The 17,700-nt window shown below is 73.5% G+C and carries 16 protein-coding genes and 1 rRNA gene; 5 read left to right on the top strand and 12 right to left on the bottom strand.

Translation table 11 applies throughout. The features are described 5' to 3' along the window. Positions 1-84 precede the first annotated feature (84 nt). Positions 85-1,467 carry an FAD-binding oxidoreductase gene (locus LZ604_RS32325; protein ID WP_234519588.1) on the top strand — a complete coding sequence of 461 codons (1,383 nt, stop codon included), beginning with the start codon at positions 85-87 and terminating at the stop codon, positions 1,465-1,467. A gap of 67 nt (positions 1,468-1,534) precedes the next feature. Beyond that, a complete protein-coding gene (locus LZ604_RS32320) occupies positions 1,535-3,181 on the top strand; it encodes a PucR family transcriptional regulator (RefSeq protein ID WP_234519559.1) in 1,647 nt (548 codons plus the stop codon). 75 nt (positions 3,182-3,256) lie between these two features. Here the strand turns inward: LZ604_RS32320 and LZ604_RS32315 are convergent, their stop codons facing one another. The 6 genes from LZ604_RS32315 to LZ604_RS32290 form a co-directional block, all read right to left on the bottom strand. Further along, on the bottom strand, positions 3,257-4,393 hold the full coding sequence (locus LZ604_RS32315) for a glycosyltransferase family 4 protein (RefSeq protein WP_234519557.1): 1,137 nt from the start codon (positions 4,391-4,393) through the stop codon (positions 3,257-3,259). A 244-nt stretch (positions 4,394-4,637) separates the two neighbouring features. After that, complete coding sequence (locus tag LZ604_RS32310; RefSeq protein ID WP_234519555.1) at positions 4,638-5,459, bottom strand: hypothetical protein; 822 nt, start codon at positions 5,457-5,459, stop codon at positions 4,638-4,640. Between the two features lie 58 nt (positions 5,460-5,517). Further along, positions 5,518-7,236: a DNA repair protein RecN gene (recN, locus tag LZ604_RS32305; RefSeq protein WP_234519587.1), complete on the bottom strand. Its 1,719-nt coding sequence runs from the start codon at positions 7,234-7,236 to the stop codon at positions 5,518-5,520. A gap of 108 nt (positions 7,237-7,344) precedes the next feature. After that, complete coding sequence (locus LZ604_RS32300; protein ID WP_234519554.1) at positions 7,345-8,250, bottom strand: NAD kinase; 906 nt, start codon at positions 8,248-8,250, stop codon at positions 7,345-7,347. Further along, entirely contained in the window at positions 8,247-9,062 is an 816-nt protein-coding gene (locus tag LZ604_RS32295) for a TlyA family RNA methyltransferase (RefSeq protein ID WP_234519553.1), read from the bottom strand. Before LZ604_RS32295 ends, LZ604_RS32300 begins: the two co-directional genes overlap by 4 nt. A 55-nt stretch (positions 9,063-9,117) precedes the next feature. After that, a complete protein-coding gene (locus LZ604_RS32290) occupies positions 9,118-9,423 on the bottom strand; it encodes a hypothetical protein (RefSeq protein WP_234519552.1) in 306 nt (101 codons plus the stop codon). A 42-nt stretch (positions 9,424-9,465) separates the two neighbouring features. Between LZ604_RS32290 and LZ604_RS32285 the strand changes: the two genes are divergently transcribed. Next, the gene (locus LZ604_RS32285) at positions 9,466-9,813 is read left to right on the top strand and encodes an SCP2 sterol-binding domain-containing protein (RefSeq protein ID WP_234519551.1); all 348 of its coding nucleotides are present in this window, start codon (positions 9,466-9,468) and stop codon (positions 9,811-9,813) included. A 63-nt stretch (positions 9,814-9,876) separates the two neighbouring features. Here LZ604_RS32285 and LZ604_RS32280 read toward each other — a convergent pair whose 3' ends face one another. From LZ604_RS32280 to LZ604_RS32265, 4 genes are read right to left on the bottom strand one after another with little or no spacing between them, the layout of a single operon-like run. Further along, positions 9,877-10,737 (bottom strand): ABC transporter ATP-binding protein, encoded by an 861-nt coding sequence (locus tag LZ604_RS32280; protein ID WP_234519550.1) that lies wholly within the window; start codon positions 10,735-10,737, stop codon positions 9,877-9,879. Further along, entirely contained in the window at positions 10,734-11,771 is a 1,038-nt protein-coding gene (locus LZ604_RS32275) for a FecCD family ABC transporter permease (protein ID WP_234519549.1), read from the bottom strand. The genes LZ604_RS32280 and LZ604_RS32275 overlap by 4 nt, the downstream gene beginning before the upstream one ends. Next, entirely contained in the window at positions 11,768-12,811 is a 1,044-nt protein-coding gene (locus LZ604_RS32270; RefSeq protein ID WP_234519547.1) for a FecCD family ABC transporter permease, read from the bottom strand. Before LZ604_RS32270 ends, LZ604_RS32275 begins: the two co-directional genes overlap by 4 nt. A 50-nt stretch (positions 12,812-12,861) precedes the next feature. After that, positions 12,862-13,890 (bottom strand): HAD hydrolase-like protein, encoded by a 1,029-nt coding sequence (locus LZ604_RS32265; RefSeq protein ID WP_234519546.1) that lies wholly within the window; start codon positions 13,888-13,890, stop codon positions 12,862-12,864. Positions 13,891-13,960: 70 nt separating this feature from the next. On the opposite strand from LZ604_RS32265, the gene LZ604_RS32260 reads away from it, so the two are divergent. Beyond that, complete coding sequence (locus LZ604_RS32260) at positions 13,961-15,250, top strand: DUF1015 family protein (RefSeq protein WP_234519545.1); 1,290 nt, start codon at positions 13,961-13,963, stop codon at positions 15,248-15,250. A 65-nt stretch (positions 15,251-15,315) separates the two neighbouring features. On the opposite strand, the gene LZ604_RS32255 is transcribed toward LZ604_RS32260, so the two are convergent. Continuing rightward, on the bottom strand, positions 15,316-16,137 hold the full coding sequence (locus LZ604_RS32255) for a tetratricopeptide repeat protein (RefSeq protein ID WP_234519586.1): 822 nt from the start codon (positions 16,135-16,137) through the stop codon (positions 15,316-15,318). A gap of 267 nt (positions 16,138-16,404) precedes the next feature. Here LZ604_RS32255 and LZ604_RS35870 point away from each other — a divergent pair, with 267 nt between their 5' ends. Then, the gene (locus LZ604_RS35870; protein WP_267972120.1) at positions 16,405-17,304 is read left to right on the top strand and encodes a hypothetical protein; all 900 of its coding nucleotides are present in this window, start codon (positions 16,405-16,407) and stop codon (positions 17,302-17,304) included. A 119-nt stretch (positions 17,305-17,423) separates the two neighbouring features. Here LZ604_RS35870 and rrf read toward each other — a convergent pair. Next, a 5S ribosomal RNA gene (rrf, locus tag LZ604_RS32245) occupies positions 17,424-17,540 on the bottom strand. Positions 17,541-17,700: the final 160 nt, after the last annotated feature.

Here is a 17,700-nt window from a genome sequence, read left to right as displayed (position 1 = left end):
TACGCCCGCCGAACAGGACCGGTGCGCCGGGCCCGCCTAGGCTGAGGGCAGTGGTGTCCCCTGCGGGAAGGGGCGGCCGCCATGATTCCTCCCCTTTCGAAGGCGGGCGCGGCGCTCGCCGCGCTCCGTGCGCGCCTGGAGGGCGAGGTCTTCGCTCCCGGCGATGCGGGCTACGACGAGGCCCGTGCCGTCTCCAACGCGCTGATCGACCGCCGTCCGGCCGTCATCGCGCAGTGCGCGGGCGAGGTCGATGTCATCCGGGCGGTGCGTTTCGCCCGGGACCTCGATCTGAAGATCGCCGTCCGCGGCGGCGGCCACAGTGTCGCGGGCATGGCCGTCAACGACAACGGTGTGGTGGTGGACCTGCGCCGGATGCACCGGGTCGCGGTGCATCCGGAGTCCGCGTCGGTCCGGGTCGAGGGGGGTGCCGTGATGAGCCACCTGGACCGCGCGACCGAGCCCCACGGCCTCGCGACCACCGGCGGCCGGGTCTCCACGACCGGTGTCGCCGGCTTTGTGCTCGGTGGCGGCACCGGCTGGCTCGACCGGTCCTTCGGCCTCGCCGTCGACAATCTGCTCGGTGTGGAGCTGGTGACCGCGGACGGCACCCCGCTCCTCGCGACCGCCGAGGAGAATCCGGAGCTGTTCTGGGCGCTGCACGGCGGTGGCGGGAACTTCGGTGTCGCCACCTCGCTGACGCTCAGGCTGCACCAGCTCCCCGAGTTCTCGATCGCCCTGCTCATGTTCCTGCCCGACAGGGGCCCGGAAGCGGTCCGGACCTATCGTGACCTCCTCGCCTCCGGGGCGCCGGAGCTGGGCGGCGCCGTGCTGTACCTGACCGGCCCGCGCGCGCCGTTCGTTCCCGGGCACCTGGTGGGGAGGCTGCTGTGCGGCGTGCTGGTCACCTACGTCGGCGGTGAGGAGGGGCTGCGCAAGCGCGCCCAGCCGCTGCTGGCGCTGCCGCACGAGTGCGAGGTCGTCTCCGCGATGCCGTACGCCGATGTGCAGTGCATGCTCGACAGTCCGCCGGGGCTGCGCAACCACTGGTCGGTCGAGTACGTGCGGGCCCTGCCCGACGAGCTGGTCGACGCCTTCTGCGCCCGCGCCCCCTCGATGCCGGTCCCCTCGGCCTGTCAGCAGATGCTCTTCCCGCAGGGCGGCGCGATCGCCTCGGGACCCGCCGAGTACCCGGTCGCCTTCCGGGACGCGCCCTGGGCCGTACATCCCTTCGGCGTCTGGGCGGACCCGGCGGACGACGAGCGGGCCCTGCGGTGGGTGACGGACGTGCGCGCCGACGCCCGGCCATGGAGCACCGGGGCGGTCTATCTCAACTTGATCGGGGACGAGGGCAGGGACCGGGTGGTGGCCGGCCTCGGCACCGAGCACCTCAACCGGCTGGCACGGGTCAAACGCCAGTACGACCCGGACAACGTGTTCCGTTACAACCACAACATCCTGCCCGCCTGACCGGGCCCGTGACCGCCGGGCCGGGGCTCAGGTGCGCCGGGGGCGTCCGCGCAGGTAGCGTCACCGCATGGACAGCCGTTTCGACCCCCAGGGCTCCCAGGGCACCGGAATCACCGTGCAGCGGGCGCTGGAGCTGCCCGGGCTGCGCAGCGGACTGCCGGAGGTGCTCGCCGGCGCGGACCGGCTGCATCGCACGGTGCGCTGGGTGCACGCGGGCGAGGTCCCGAACATCGCCTCGCTGCTGAAGGGCGGCGAACTCCTTCTGACCACCGGGTACGGCCTCGGCACCCGCCCCGCCGACCAGCGAGCGTTCGTCCGCACGCTGGCCGAGCGCGGCATCGCGGCCCTGGTGGTGGAGCTGGGACCGCGCTTCACCCGGCTGCCCGCCGCCCTCGTCGAGACGGCCCGCACGGCCGGGCTCCCGCTCGTCCAGCTGCACCGCGAGGTGCCGTTCGTGGCGGTCACCGAGGAGATCCACACCGAGATCGTCAACGGGCACTACGCGCTGCTCCAGCGGGCCGAGGAGGTGCACCGCCGCTGCACCGAGGCGCTGCTCGGCGGCGGCGGGATACCGCAGGTGCTGGGGATTCTGGCCGGCTTCGGCGGCAATCCGGTGTTCCTGGAGACCGCCGACGGCCGGCTGCTGTACGCCGCCGGGACCGGCCCGGCGGACACGGATCCGCTCCAGGTGTGGGAGGGACTGCGCGGACAGCACAAGGACGCGCCCCCGGCCGGCACGACGATCGTGGACGTGCCGGGCGGCGGACCGGGCACGGGCTCGGTACGGGCCCGGCTGGTGCTGCTGCCGGTCACCACGCCGGTGGCACCGGTGCACCGGATCGCCGCCGAGCGGGCCGCGGGCGTCCTCGCGGTGGTCTTGATGCAGGCCCGGCAGGAGGAGGAGCTGGCGGCGCGGGGGCGCGGCGACTTCCTCACCGACCTCGCCGAGGGCCGGATCACCGCCGAGGACGCGCCCGCCCAGGCACGGGTGCTGGGCTTCAAGCCGGGCGGCGGCCCGCTGCTGCCGGTGGTGATGCGGCTGGCGGACGGCCCCGCGCCGGGCGGCGGGGGCTGGGCGGTGCTGGCGCGGGCGGTCGCGGAGGAACTGGGATCGGTGGGTGTTCCGGTCCTGCTCGGTGTGCGGCCGGTGGAGGGCCGGGTGCCACTGCTGCTGGGCCTGCGCTCGGAGTCGGAACGCTCCGCGGTCGCCGACCGGGTGGCCGCGGCGCTGCGGGCCGGGGTGGAGCGGGCCGGCATGCAGCGGCCGGGCGCCCGGCCCCCGGTCGTGGTGGTAGGCGTGGCGGGCGGCTGGGCGGCGGCGTCGGCCGGGCTGCGGCACGCGGCGGAGACCGCGACGGCGGCACAGGGACTGCCGGAACGGGCCTGGTACGACGCCCGGCGCCTCGACATCGATCTGCTGCTGTGGCGGCTGCGGGACCATCCGGACCTGGCGGACTTCGTGGACCGCGCGATCGGTGCGCTGCGCGACCACGACCGGCGCTCCAAACCGCCGCTGCTGCCCACGCTGGAGACGTATCTCGCGCATGCGGGCCGCAAGGCGGAGACGGCTCGCGAGCTGCATCTGAACCGGCAGACCCTCTACAACCGGCTGGCCCGGATCGGGGAGTTGCTGGGCACGGACCTCGACGACCCGCAGACGGTCCTGGCCCTCAGCCTGGCCCTGCGGGCGCGCCGGCACGTACCCCAGGGATAGGCGGCTCGGGTCCTGCGGGCAGCGGCCGGTCCCGGCGGACGGCACGGTCCTGCGGGACCTGCGGACGGCACGGTCCTACGGGAAGGGCCGCGCCTGCGTCAGCTCGTCGTAGACGCTCAGCACTTGGGCCACGGTCTCGTCCTCGGTGGGCCAGGTCGCGGCCTGCCGGGTGCCCCTCTCCCGCAGCAGCTCACGGCGCTCCGGGTCGTCGAGGAGCCGTACGACGGCGGTGGCGAGTGCCCCCGCGTCCCCGTATGGGACGAGTTCGGCCGCGTCGCCGACGAGTTCGCGGATGCCGCCGACGGCGGTGGCGACCAGCGGCACACGCGCGTGCAGGGCCTCCTGCGCGAGCACGGACCGGGACTCCCAGCTGCTGGGCAGCAGGGCCAGGTCGGCGGCCGCGAGCAGTTCGCCGACGTCGTCGCGCCGCCCGATCAGCCGCACCGGCAGCCCCTCGTCCTCGATGCGCCGCTGCAGAGACGGCCGCAGGGGCCCCTCCCCCGCGATGACGACCAGGGGCGCCGGGTCGAGGCGCCGCCAGACGCGGGAGGCGTCGAGCAGCACGTCGTACCCCCGGTGCCGTTCGAGGGCGCCGACCGCCATGAGCAACGGCCGTTCCGTGGCGCCGATCTCGGCCCGGGTCTTGGGACGCAGCCGGTCGGGGTCGTCGTACTCCGGGGACATGCGGGGTGGCGGCAGGGCGACGGCGGCGAGCCTGGCGTCCCGCGCGCCGCGGCGGCGCGCCCGGTCGACCAGGTCGGAGGAGGTGCCGAGGACGACGGACGCGACCCTGGCCACCCGCCGTTCCAGCAAGCGCAGGAGATGAGCGCGTGCGCCCTCGGCGTGCGCCCGCGTGTGCCAGGTGACCACAAAGGGGGTGCGACGCCCGCCGAGCGCGAGCGCGGCGCGCAGACCCGCGTGCAGCCCGTGGGCGTGCACCAGGTCCGCGTCGGCGCAGACGGTGCGGAGTGCGGCCAGGGAGGAGGGGTCCGTGCTGCGGGGCACGGGGACGTGCTCGGCACCGACGCCGGTGAAATCGTAGGTGTGCTCGGCTTCGACGGGGGCGCACACGGTCACCCGTACGCCCCTGGCGACCAGGCCCGAAGCAAGAGACCGCACATGCGCGCTGCTGCCCGCGCTTCCCCCGCCGAGCACCTGCACGGTGCGCAGCGGCGTCCGGCCGTGCGGTGAGTGGCTGCTCGCGAGGCTCACGTGGCCGGGGCTCCTGGTTCGGCATCGGGCGGTCACGAAGAAACGTACAGAAGGATCGCGCGGTGGGGGTGGACCGCACCAAGCGGCTCCGGGAAGTGCCGGTGCGTGCCCGGCCTTCCCGGGTCGCCCGGATGACTCCGCGGATGACTCAAGCATGCCAGGGAGCGGGGTGGCGCGGCACCGGCGGAGGGCCGTGACGGCGGCGGACCGAGCGCCCGACGGCGCGCGCCGGTCCCTCACTCGCTCACTCGCCCGGGTGAGAGCGCCCGGTGGGCCCCCACGTCCTCGCGGCCTCGCTCACCTTCTCCCCCCAGGCGGCCGCGGCGACGAACGCCGCCGCGTGGGCGAGGAGTCCGGCCCGGCCTCCCCCACGCCCGCCTCCCGTCCGGCGAGGGGACCCCCATGCGACGGCGACGGCGGCGCCTAGGGCTGCACCGAGGGCGTGGGCCCCCGTGTCCCCGAGCATCGCCCGCTCGCCCAGATCCTCCGGCAGGACGGCGGCGGCGGCCCCCGCCACGGCGGCGCACAGCTCCCCGCCGGCTCCGGCGCCCCGTAGCCCCGGGGCGGCCAGGGCGAGGACGGCGCCGGCGGCCCGGCCCGGCCGTACGTCCACGAGGTTGACGAAGTGGGCGGCACCGGCGATCACCACTCCCGCCAGAACCTTGTCCAGAGGCTTCCGCTGCAGCGCGGCCCCGGCGGCGAGCGCCGCCGCGGAGATCCCGAACAACTTCACCGCACCGCTGGTGACCTCACCGTCCCGAAGGGCCGACAGATGCGCCCGGAACCCGCGCCGGGGATCTCCGGCACCGAGGACGTCGTCGTAGGCGCCGCAGGCACCGGCCGCGAGCACGGCGAGTCCGGCCGCCGGGTGCACCCGCCCCGCACCGAGCGCGACGGCCATGGCCGACGCGGGCCCGGTGTACAGCTCGACGGTCCGCCCCGCGTGGTTCTTCCGCTCCCAGTGGCCGGGCCCGCCCGGCGCCAGGGCGCGCAGGGCGGCGGTCGTGGCGCGGGTGACGGCCGCGGCGCGGGCGAACGAGACGGTCCTGCGGCTGGGTGTGACCATCCCGTCACCCTACGGGAAGGGTCCGGCGGCGCTTTCCTCCGGGCGACTGCGCCTGCCTCTAGGCGTCCGCCCGCGCCGTCGCCAGCAGTTCCTCCGCGTGCGCCCGGGCGGTCTCCGAATCCTCCTGGCCCGCCAGCATCCGGGACAGTTCGCGGATGCGGTCCTCGCCCTGGAGCACCTTCACGCCCGATCGCGTCACCGACCCGTCGTTGGTCTTCTCGACCAGCAGCTGCCGGTCGGCGAAGGCCGCGACCTGCGGCAGGTGGGTGACCACGACGACCTGCGCGGTCTTGGCGAGGCGGGCGAGGCGCCGCCCGATCTCGACCGCCGCCTTGCCGCCGACACCCGCGTCGACCTCGTCGAAGAGATAGGTGGGCACGGGGTCCGTCCCCGCGAACACCACCTCCACCGCGAGCATCACCCTCGACAGCTCACCACCCGAAGCACCCTTGGCGATGGGCCGCGGCGGCGCGCCCGGGTGGGGTGCGAGCAGCAGTTCCACCTCGTCGACGCCCGACGGCCCGTAGGCGACCGTGCGCCCGCCGACCTCGACACCGTCCGGGTCGTCCGTCTGCCGGATCTCGAAGGACACGCGCGCATGCGGCATGGCGAGCGAGGCCAGCTCGGCGGTGACGGCGGCGGCGAACCGCTCGGCGGCCTCCGTCCGCGCGTCCGTCAACGCCTGAGCGAGTGCGCCCAGTTCGCCGCGCAGCGCGTCCCGCTCGGCGGTGAGCTCCTCGATCCGGTCGTCGTCGCCGTCCAGTTCGGTCAGCCGCGCGGCGCTCTGCTCGGCCCACGCGAGGACGGCGCCCACGTCCTGGCCGTACTTCCGGGTCAGCGCGGTGAGGGCGGCGCGCCGCTCCTCCACGGCCGCCAGGCGCAGCGGATCGGCGTCCAGGTCGTCGGCGTACCCGGCCAGCTCTCCGGCCACGTCACCCAGCAGGATCCCGATCTCACCGATCCGGTCGGCGAGCCCCGCCAGCGCCGGGTCGTGCGAGCGCACGGCCTCCAGGGCCCGGTGCGCGCCCGCGACCAGCGTGGCCGCGTCGACGCCCTCGGGGTCCTCGGGATTGCCCGCCAGCGCGGCGTGCGCGGCGGTCGCCGCCGACGCGAGCGCCTCCGCGTGCCCGAGCCGCTCGGCCTCCTCGGCCAGTTCCACGTCCTCGCCGGCCCGTGGCTCCACGGCCGCGATCTCCTCGAGCCCGAAGCGCAGCATGTCGGCTTCCTGGGCCCGCTCGCGGGCGCGGGTGGTGATCTCGTCCAGTTCGGCGGAGACGGCCCGCAGCCGCCGGTAGGCCTCCGCGTACTTTGCGAGCGGCACGGCGACGGCGTCACCGGCGTACCGGTCGAGGGCCTGCCGCTGCCGGGACAGCTTCAGCAGCCCCTGCTGGTCGGTCTGCCCGTGCACGGCGACCAGTTCGTCGGCCAGCTCCGCGAGCACCCCGACGGGCACGGAACGCCCGCCCAGGTGCGCCCGCGAGCGTCCCTCGGCGGATACGGTACGGCTGATCAGCAGCGTGCCGTCGTCCAGTTCGGCGCCGGCCTCTTCGGCGCGTACGGCGGCGGAGGCGTCCCCGGCCAGGGCGATCCGCCCCTCGACGACCGCGTTCTTCGCGCCGATCCGTACGAGCGCAGGGTCCGCGCGCCCGCCGAGCAGCAGGCCGAGGCTGGTGACGACCATGGTCTTGCCCGCACCCGTCTCACCGGTCACGGCGGTGAAACCGGGCGACAGCTCGACGACCGCGTCGTCGATGACTCCGAGCGACCGTATCCGCATCTCCTCCAACACGGAGAAGACCTTACGAGGTCCGGCGGGGGATGTGCGAGCGGCCCTGTCACCCGGGGGAGGTACCCCGCGCCTCTTCGGGGCGCGGGGTACCGCCGGTCAGTGAGGGCGCCCTCGCCACCCGGACACCGGCAACGCGAACTTGGCCACCAGCCGGTCGGTGAACGACGCGTGGTGCAGCCGGGCCAACCGCACCGGCACCGCACCCCGCCGCACCTCGACCCGCGCCCCCTGCGGCAGCTCCACCGTCCGCCGCCCGTCGCACCACAGCACCCCGTGCGGGGTGTCCGGCTGCACCTCCACGGCCAGCACGGAGTCCGGGGAGGTCACCAGCGGCTTGGCGAACAGGGCGTGCGCGCTGATCGGCACCATGAGCAGCGCCTCCACCTCGGGCCACACCACGGGCCCGCCCGCGGAGAAGGCGTAGGCGGTCGACCCGGTGGGGGTGGCGCACACGATGCCGTCGCAGCCGAAGCCGGTCACGGGCCGTCCGTCGATCTCCAGAACGACCTCCAGCAGCTTCTCGGCGGAGACCTTCTGCACGGCCGCCTCGTTCAGCGCCCAGTCGGTGTGCACGATGTCGCCGTTCTTGTGGACGACGACATCGACCGTCATCCGCTCCTCGACCTCGTAGGCCTTCATCACCACCCGGTCGACGACCCGGTCGAGGTCGTCGCGCTCGGCCTCGGCGAGGAAGCCGACCCGGCCGAGGTTGACACCGAGCATCGGCACCCCCGAGGCGCGGGCGAACTCGGCGCCGCGCAGCAGGGTTCCGTCACCGCCGAGCACGATGAGCAGTTCGCACCCGTCGAGGCACTGCGGGGTGGCCTCCTTGACCAGCTCCACCTCGTCCGGCAGAGGCAGGTCCGCCGCCTCGGCCTCCAGGACCCGTACGCCGATCCCGCACCGCAGCAGTCCCTTGACCACGAGTTCCGCGCTGCGAATGGCCGCGGGCCGCCCGGTGTGGGCGAGCAGGAAAACGGTACGAGCTGAATTCTGTGTCAACGCGGCCCCTCCGCCACTGCACGGTCAACGTCGGCCGGATCCAGTGCGGGTGCTCCGGCTCGCAGCCACAGAAAGTACTCGACATTGCCCGAGGGCCCGGGCAGCGGACTGGCTGTCACGCCCTTCACCCCGAGCCCGAGTTCCGCGGCCCGCTCGGCCACCCCGCGCACGGCCTCGGCGCGCAGCTGGGGGCTGCGGACCACACCGCCGCTGCCCAGCCGTTCCTTCCCCACCTCGAACTGCGGCTTGACCATCATCACCAGGTCGGCGTCCGGCTTCGTGCACCGCACCAGGGCGGGCAGCACCAGTCCGAGCGGGATGAAGGACAGATCCCCCACGACAAGATCCACAGGTTCCCCATCGATCGCTTCGAGCGTCAACTCCCGTACGTTCGTACGGTCTTTGACGGTGACGCGTTCATCGCTGCGAAGCGACCAGGCCAGCTGCCCGTATCCGACGTCGACGGCGACGACCCGGGCGGCACCCGCGCGCAGCAGCACGTCGGTGAAGCCTCCGGTGGACGCACCGGCGTCCAGCGCCCGCCGTCCCTCGACCGTCAGGCCCTGCGGTACGAAGACCTTCAGCGCGCCCGCCAGCTTGTGGCCGCCCCGGGACACGTACTCGGGATCGCTGTCGTCCTGCGCGACGACGATGGCGGCCGCGGTCTCCACCTGGGTGGCGGGCTTGGTCGCGACGGCCTTGCCCACGGTGACCCGGCCGGCGGCGATCAGCTGGCTCGCGTGCTCCCGCGAGCGTGCGAGCTTCCGGCGGACCAGCTCGGCGTCGAGACGGCGGCGTGCCACTCCTGCCACGTTCGGTTCAGCTCCTGTTTTCGTACGGCGATCGATAGGTGTGACCCGAAGGGTCTCATCGAGGGGCGGCGGTCGGGTAACGGGTGGGAGCCGGAGGTCCCTGGCGGGCGTCGAGCGCGGTGAGAGCGTCACGCAGCCCCCGATGTACATCCTCGTACACCTCGACATGGCCGTCCGTGGCGAGGTGGTCGGCGTCGGCCAGCCGCTCCAGCCGGGCGTCGACGTCGGCGTTGCCGGTCGGGGTCCGGTCCACGTTCAGCGGGGCCGGGGCGGCCGGGTCGTACTCGGGTTCGGCCGCGGGCTCGGCCTGCGCCGTGGCCGCCTCCGCCGTCGCCCCCGCCGCGGTCACAGAGTCGTTCATGCCCCGACGCTACCTCGAAGGGCTGCGGTACCGTCGCTCACGATGGCGACCATTGAGGAGTGCCGCAGGGCACTCGACAAGTTCTCGGACAATCTGGCGGGCTCGGAAGGGGACGTACGCGCGGCCGCGGCCCTGGACCGTTCTCTGAGCTGCCGCATCACCGACCTGGACGTCACCTTCGTCGGCCGTCTCCAGGACGGCCGGATCCGGGTGCTCGACACGCTCCAGGGGCCGCCGCCCGCCAAGGCCCAGATCCGGCTGGCCATGACCGGCGACGACCTGCTGGCGATGGTCGACGGCGAGCTGCACTTCGCGAAGGCGTGGGCCTCGGGCCGGGTGAAGCTGGAGGCGGGCCTGATGGACCTGCTGCGACTCAGAAAGCTCCTGTAAGGCTCGCGGAGAGCCTCCCTGGCCCTCCCGGCCGCCGTCGGCCACCGGTGCGGCTGGTACGCCTCAGGAGGCCTCTCGGGCCGTGACGCGGGTACGTGCCCTGCGGGCCGCCGGGACCACCAGCGGTGTGCCGGTCTCCGGGTCGTCGACGACCTGGCAGCGCAGCCCGAAGACCTCCTCGACCAGCTCCGCCGTCACGATGTCCTTCGGCGGGCCCTCGGCGACGACCCTGCCGCCGCGCAGGGCGATGAGGTGCGTGGCGTAGCGCGCCGCGTGGTTGAGGTCGTGCAGCACCGCCACCAGCGTCCGCCCCTGTTCCTCGTGCAGCTCGGCGCACAGGTCGAGCACGTCGATCTGGTGCTGGATGTCGAGATAGGTGGTGGGCTCGTCGAGCAGCAGCAGCGGGGTCTGCTGGGCGAGCGCCATGGCGATCCACACACGCTGCCGCTGCCCGCCGGAGAGCTCGTCGACATAGCGGTCGGCGAGTTCGGCGACCCCGGTCTGCGCCATCGACTCCCGGACGACCCGCTCGTCCTCGCCCGACCACTGGCGCAGGATCCCCTGGTGCGGATATCGGCCACGGCCCACCAGGTCGCCGACGGTGATCCCGTCCGGCGCGATCGAGGACTGCGGCAGCAGGCCCAGGGTCCGTGCGACCTTCTTCGCCGGCATCGTCTGGATGGCCTGGCCGTCGAGCAGCACCCGCCCCTGGGACGGCCTGAGCATCCGGGACAGGGCCCGCAGCAGGGTGGACTTGCCGCAGGCGTTCGGGCCGACGATGACGGTGAAGGAGTGGTCGGGGATCTCCACGGACAACCGCTCGGCGATCACACGCCGGTCGTAGGCGAGGGTGACATCATCGGCGCGGAGACGGTTCACGGTGCTCCTTGTGTCGTTCGTGTCGGGTACGCCGAGGCCACTCATATGCGGCCCGCCCTGCGTTCGGTGACCAGCAGCCACAGCAGATAGAGGCCCCCGAGGACGCCGGTGACCACCCCCACGGGCAGCTGGTCCGCGCCGAAGACCCGCTGGGAGGCCCAGTCCGCGACGATCAGCAGGGTCGCGCCCATGGCCATGGATGCCACGAGGTTCGGTCCGGGAGAGCGGGTGAGCCGGCGGGCGAGTTGCGGTGCGGTGAGCGCCACGAACCCGACCGGGCCCGCGGCGGCGGTGGCTCCCGCGGTGAGCAGCACCGCGGACACCATCAGCAGCAGCCGTACCCGCTCCACGCGCACCCCGAGGGCGTAGGCGACGTCGTCGCCCATCTCCGTCATCCGCAGCCCCCGGCCCTGGCCGAGGACGAGCGGTACGAGGACGGCGCACAGCGCGAGCAGCGGCCACACCTGGTCCCAGTCGCGCCCGTTCAGGGAACCGGTCATCCAGACGACCGCACGGGCCGCGTCCACGAGGTCGGCCTTGGTGAGCAGATAGCCGTCGACCGCCGTGGCGACGGCACAGACGCCGATGCCGACCAGGACCAGCCGGTAGCCGTGCACGCCGCGTTTCCAGGCGAGCAGATGGATGGCGAGGCCGGTCGCCAGTCCGCCGGCGAGCGCCCCGAGAGCCACCTGGGTGGCGCTGCCGGAGAACAGCACGATCACCACGAGTGCCCCGGCCGTCGAGCCCTGCCCGAGGCCGAGCACGTCCGGACTGCCCAGCGGATTGCGGGAGATGGACTGGAACAAGGCGCCGCCCAGCCCCAGTGAGGCACCGACCAGCAGGCCGACGAGCACCCGGGGCAGCCTGAGTTCGGTGACGATGAACTCCTGGCCCGGGTTGCCGCCGCCGAGCAGCGTCCGGAGGACGTCGCCGGCCGGGATCGGGAAGTCGCCGGTGCCGATCAGGACGACGCTCGCGGCGAGCGCGGCGGCCAGGAGCAGGACGACGACGGTGAACGCCCTGACGTCGAGGCGTACGGAGAGGCCGCCCGGGGTGCGCAGGGTGCGGGTGTTCTTCACAGCTGTGCCGTCCTGCGCCGTCGTACGAGGAAGATGAAGACCGGGCCGCCGATGACCGCGGTCACGATGCCGACCTGGAGTTCGGCGGGCCGGGCGACGAGGCGCCCGAGGATGTCGGATCCGAGCAGCAGCACGGGCGCCAGAACGGCTGCGTACGGCAGGATCCAGCGCAGGTCGGGCCCGGTGAAGGACCGTACGACGTGCGGGACCATCAGCCCCACGAACACGATCGGGCCGCAGGCCGCGGTCGCCGCACCGCACAGCACGGTGGCGGCGGCCATGGACAGGGCGCGGGTGCGGTGGAGGTTGGTCCCCAGGGCGCGGGCGGTGTCGTCGCCCATCACCATGGCGTTCAGCGGCCGGGCGAGGCCCAGCGCGAGGGCCGTGCCGGCCAGGAGGAAGGGCAGGACCTGGCGGATGGTCGCGTCGGTGGCCGAGGCCAGCGATCCGACCGTCCAGAAGCGCATCGTGCCGAGCGCCGCATCGTCCATGACCATCACGGCCTGGAGATAGCCGTAGAGCGCCGCGCTGATCGCGGTGCCGGCGAGCGCGAGCCGCACCGGAGTGGCGCCCCGGCTGCCGCCGAGGAACCACACCAGGGCCCCGACCGCGGCAGCCCCGAGGAAGGCGAACCAGACATAGCCGCTCAGGCTGGTGACGCCGAAGTACGTGAGGGCGGTGACGACCGCGGCGGACGCGCCCGCGTTGATGCCGAGCAGTCCCGGGTCGGCCAGCGGATTGCGGGTGAGTGCCTGCAGGACGGCGCCGGACAGGCCGAGGGCGGCGCCGGCGAGCAGACCGAGCACCGTCCGCGACACCCGGTCGCCGACCACCACGTCGGCGTACGTCCCCGAGTCGTGGAACAGACCGTGCCAGACCTGCTGCGGCGAGAGCCCCTTCGCGCCGAGTGCGATGCTCGCCAGCGCGACGAGCGCAAGGATCACCAGCGACAGCAGGAGCCCAACGGCCCGTATCGCCCGGCGGGTTGGGGGCGCGGGGGCGGTCTCCGCGCGCGGTTCTGGAGGGCTGTCGACCAACACGAGGTTAGGTTAGCCTACCCTCGCTAACCGATGGAGGGTGCCCTCCCGGCTCACAGCCCCAGTCGCGCCAGCGCCTTCCCTCCGTCCAGGCCGCAGGAGCCCTCGCCGGCCGCCGTCCAGGCCGCCGCGCACAGCGCCCGCAGACCGTCCAGGGCCTCGCCCTCGCCCGCCAGTTCCAGCTGCTCCCGCCCCGCCGTCGCCGTCCAGCCGCCGCAGCGGAAGCCGTCGCCCGCCGCCTCGACCTCCGGCTGACCGGCCAGCAGCCCCCGCAGGTCCGCATCGACGTACGTCGGCCGGTGGTGCGCGGGAGCGGCCAGCAGCCGGGCGCCGTCGGTCACCCCCGTCAGCACGAGCAGCGAGTCGACGCCGCCGTTGAACGCGCCCTCGATGTCCGTGTCGAGCCGGTCCCCGACCACCAGCGGCCGCCGGGCGCCGGTCCGCAGGATCGTCTCCCGGTGCATCGGCGGCAGCGGCTTGCCCGCCACCTGCGGCTCGGCACCGGTCGCGATCCGCACGACCTCCACGGCCGCCCCGTTCCCCGGGGCGATGCCGCGCGCGCTCGGAATCGTGAGATCGGTGTTGGACGCGAACCACGGCACCCCGCCCGCAATGGCGTAACAAGCCTCGGCGAACCGCCCCCAGGGCAGCTCGGGACCCCCGTACCCCTGCACCACCGCCGCGGGATCGTCGTCGGCCGACTCCACGGGGACGAGCCCGCGCTCCCGCAGCGCGACGCGCAGCCCCTCACCACCGACCACCAGCACCCGCGACCCGCCGGGCACCTGCTCGCTGATGAGCCGGGCGACCGCCTGCGCCGAGGTGACGACATCCGGCGCCTGTGCCGGTATCCCCAGCTCGGTGAGGTGCGCCGCCACCGCGTCCGGGGTGCGCAGCGCGTTGTTGGTCACGTACGCCAGATGCATGCCGCCCGATCGTGCGGTCCCGAGCGACTCCACGGCGTGCGCTATCGCCGCCCCGCCCGCGTACACCACCCCGTCCAGGTCCAGCAGCGCCGTGTCGTACGCCTCGCTCAGGGGGCGCTCACTGCCCTCGGGCCGCGTCCTGACGGTCTGGCTCATTACGCATCGCTCCTCGTTCGCTTGTTTCCCCGATCATCCCCCACGGCACCGACACACTTACGATGCAGCAATGAACACTGCAGGTCCCAGGGACGTACCAGCGGGCAAGGGCCTAGAACTGACCCCCTTCCGGGGCCTGCGTTACGACCCCGACCGTGTCGGCAGCCTGGCCGCGGTCACCTCCCCGCCGTACGACGTCGTCGTACGCCCGGACGGACTGCTGCACCTGGAGTCGGCCGATCCGTACAACATCGTCCGTCTGATCCTCCCCCAGGCGGCCACCCCGGCAGCGCGCAACAAGCAGGCGGCCCACACCCTGCGCCGCTGGCTGGACGAGGGCGTCCTGAGGGCCGACGCCGAGCCCGGACTCTATGTCTACGAGCAGCGCGGCAACGGCCTGCTCCAGCGCGGTGTCATCGGCGCGCTGCGCCTGTCGCAGCCGTCGGACGGTGTGGTCCTCCCCCACGAGGACGTCATGCCGCATGTGATCGCCGACCGGGCGGCTCTGATGCGCGCGACCTCCGCCAACCTTGAACCCCTGCTGCTCACCTACCGGGGCAACGACTCGGCGACCGGTGCGGGGGCCGTCATCGAACGCACCGCCGAACGCTCACCTCTGCTGCGCACCGTCACGGAGGACGGCTTCAGCCACCGCCTGTGGGCGATCACCGACCCGGCCGAGGTCGCCGAGGTACAGACGGACCTGGCCCGGCACCAGGCCCTCATCGCCGACGGCCACCACCGCTGGGCGACCTATCTGCGTCTACGCGCGGAGCACGGCTCCCCCAGCCCCTGGGACTACGGTCTGGTGCTTCTGGTGGACACCGCCCGCTATCCGCTCCGGGTGCGCGCGATCCACCGCCTTCTGCACCGTCTTCCGGTGGCGGACGCCCTGTCCGCCCTCACCGGGCTGTTCCGCGTCCGTGACCTGGACGTTCCGCTGTCGCAGGCCCTGGACGCGCTGGCCGAGGCGGCCGGTCGGGGCAACGCCTATCTACTGGCGGGCGACGGCGCCTTCCATCTCGTGGACCGGCCGTCCCCGGACCTGCTGGCCCGGACGGTGCCCACGGACCGCCCGGAGACCTGGCGCACCCTGGACGCGGCCGTCCTCCACGCGACACTCCTGGAACACGTCTGGCGCATCCCCGAGGACTCGCCGGAGCACATCGCCTATATCCACGACACCGCCGCCACGGTCGACAAGGCCGAGCGCGTCGGCGGCACGGCCGTGCTCATGCACCCCGTCCGGGAGGACGTCGTACGCGAGCTGGCCCGCCAGGGCGTGACGATGCCCCGCAAGTCGACGTCGTTCGGACCGAAGCCGGCGTCGGGGCTGGTCCTGCGCACGCTGACCATCTGAGGCACCTCGGCGACGCGGCGGGGGCGGGATCCCTTCCGGATCCCGCCCCCGCACGCTGTGGGATCTCAGCCCCTGTCGCCGGACTCGCCCTCGGCGTCCTCGGCGGGCCGGGTGTCCTCGGTCCGCGCAGCCGACGGCTCGGAGGAGAGCCCCTCGCGGTCGTCCCCGTCGTCCTCGCCCTTGGCCTCTTCCACGTCGCCCGTCCGCTCGTCGAGTGCGTCGACGAACTCCACGCCGTCCAGCTCGGCGAGCCGGTCGGAGGCGTCCGTGCTGCCGTCCTTGTCGGACTCGACGGCCTTCGCGAACCACTCACGCGCTTCGCTCTCACGCCCGGCCGCGAGAAGGGCGTCGGCGTAGGCGTACCGCAGCCGCGCGGTCCACGGCTGAACGGAGCTGGACGCCAGCTCCGGGCTCTGCAGCGTCACGATGGCGGCGTCGAGCTGCCCCATGTCACGGCGCGCGCCGGCGGCGACGAGCCGCATCTCGACCTGACCGGCCTTGTCGAGCTTGTGGACCTCGGGCGCACCGGCCATGTCCAGCGCCTTCTCGGGCCGGCCCAGACCGCGCTCGCAGTCGGCCATGACGGGCCACAGATCGACGTTGCCGGTCATACGCCGGGCGGCCCGGAACTCGGCGAGTGCCTCGCCGTACTTCTGGTTGGCGTACGCCGCGAAACCGGCGGCCTCGCGCACGGCGGCGACACGTGACGCGAGACGCAGCGCCACCTTCGAGTACGCGTACGCGCCCTCGGGGTCCTCGTCGAGGAGCCTGGCCACCATCACCAGGTTCCTGGCGACGTCGTCCGCAAGCGTCTTGGGCAGGCTCTGCAGCTCCTGCCGTACGTCCTGATCGATCTCGTCGCCGGTGACGTCCTCGGGGATCGGCAGCCGCTTGATCGGCTCACGGTCACGATCCCGCTCCTCACGGAACCGGCCGGCGCCACGCCGGTCGTCGCGACGGTCGTCCCGCCGGTCATCGCGACGGTCATCGCGCCGGAAGCCGCCGGGACGGCCACCACGGTCATCGCGACGGGGACCGCGCGCACCGCGGTCGTCGCGGCCTCGGAAGCCCCCACGGTCGTCGCGACGGTCGTCCCGCCGGAAGCCCGGGCGGTCGCCGCGCTCACCGCCACGACGGTCGTCTCGGCGGTCGTCGTGCCGGAAGCCTGGGCGGTCGTCGCGACGGTCATCACGCCGGAAGCCTGGGCGGTCGTCACGCCGGTCGTCACGCCGGAAGCCTGGGCGGTCGTCACGCCGGTCGTCACGCCGATCGTCGTGCCGGAAGCCTGGGCGGTCGCCGCGCTCACCGCCACGACGGTCGTCACGCCGCTCATCGCGCCGGAAGCCCGGGCGGTCGCCGCGCTCACCGCCACGACGGTCGTCCCGGCGGTCGTCACGGCGGGGGTACCCACCGCGGTCGTCACGGCGGAAGCCACCGCGGTCGCCCCGGTCGTCGTCGCGGCGGTCGTCACGGCGGCCGTAACCGCCGCGTTCGTCGTCACGACGGAAGCCGCGGTCATGGTCGTCGCGACGGTCGTCACGACGGAAGCCTCCGCGGTCGCCCCGGTCGTCGTCCCGGCGGCCATAGCCCCGGCGGTCCTCGTCGCGGCGGCCGTGGCCCGCGCGATCGTCGTCACGGCGGAAGGCGGGACGGTCGCCCTCGCGACGGAACCCGCGGTCACGGTCGTCTCGGCGCGGGCCGGCCGACCGGTCGTCGCGGCGGAACGACGGGCGTCCACCGTGGTCGCGGTCGTCACGACGGAATCCACCGCGGTCGTCACGGCGGACACCACCGCGGTCGTCACGGCGGTCATCACGGCGGTCATCACGGCGGTCGTCATGGCGGTCGTCATGGCGGAATCCGCCGCGGTCGCCGCGGTCGCCGCGGTCGTCACTGCGACGGTCGTCACGGCGGCCGTAACCACCGCGGTCGCCGTAGCCACCGCGGTCGTCACCCCGGCGCGGGCCCCCGCGGTAGCCGCCGCGGTCCCCACTGTCCCGGCGGCGTTGGTCGCGCTCAGGACGCTCGTCGGGAGAGTTGGTGGACATGGGTGACTCCTGTCTTCGGTACCGCAAAGCCATTCTCGCGCAGCCGGGTACCCGGCGCGCTCCGGAAAAACAAAAAGGACCCTTGGTCCCAGCGAGTCGCTGGGACCAAGGGTCCTCCAAAGATTGTTCGGCGGCGTCCTACTCTCCCACAGGGTCCCCCCTGCAGTACCATCGGCGCTGTAAGGCTTAGCTTCCGGGTTCGAAATGTAACCGGGCGTTTCCCTCACGCTATGGCCACCGAAACCCTAATGGTTTCGAGCGAACAAGCACACTCTTCAATTGATGTTCTGCTCTGAACCGACAACGGATCGTTGTCTCAGAACCGACACAGTGGACGCGAGCAACTGAGGACAAGCCCTCGGCCTATTAGTACCGGTCACCTCCACACGTTACCGTGCTTCC

Source organism: Streptomyces glomeratus (genome assembly GCF_021462825.1).
GTDB lineage: Bacteria > Actinomycetota > Actinomycetes > Streptomycetales > Streptomycetaceae > Streptomyces > Streptomyces glomeratus.
This window is presented reverse-complemented; position numbering and strand designations above follow the sequence as displayed.

Excerpts from the sequence above, each read along its gene's own strand:
- LZ604_RS32320 (WP_234519559.1), top strand. The coding sequence starts at position 1,535 with ATGGACAGCCGTTTCGACCCCCAGGGCTCCCAGGGCACCGGAATCACC.
- LZ604_RS32310 (WP_234519555.1), bottom strand. The coding sequence starts at position 5,459 with ATGGTCACACCCAGCCGCAGGACCGTCTCGTTCGCCCGCGCCGCGGCC.
- recN (WP_234519587.1), bottom strand. The coding sequence starts at position 7,236 with ATGCGGATACGGTCGCTCGGAGTCATCGACGACGCGGTCGTCGAGCTG.
- LZ604_RS32290 (WP_234519552.1), bottom strand. The coding sequence starts at position 9,423 with ATGAACGACTCTGTGACCGCGGCGGGGGCGACGGCGGAGGCGGCCACG.
- LZ604_RS32285 (WP_234519551.1), top strand. The coding sequence starts at position 9,466 with ATGGCGACCATTGAGGAGTGCCGCAGGGCACTCGACAAGTTCTCGGAC.
- LZ604_RS32280 (WP_234519550.1), bottom strand. The coding sequence starts at position 10,737 with ATGAGTGGCCTCGGCGTACCCGACACGAACGACACAAGGAGCACCGTG.
- LZ604_RS32265 (WP_234519546.1), bottom strand. The coding sequence starts at position 13,890 with ATGAGCCAGACCGTCAGGACGCGGCCCGAGGGCAGTGAGCGCCCCCTG.
- LZ604_RS32260 (WP_234519545.1), top strand. The coding sequence starts at position 13,961 with ATGAACACTGCAGGTCCCAGGGACGTACCAGCGGGCAAGGGCCTAGAA.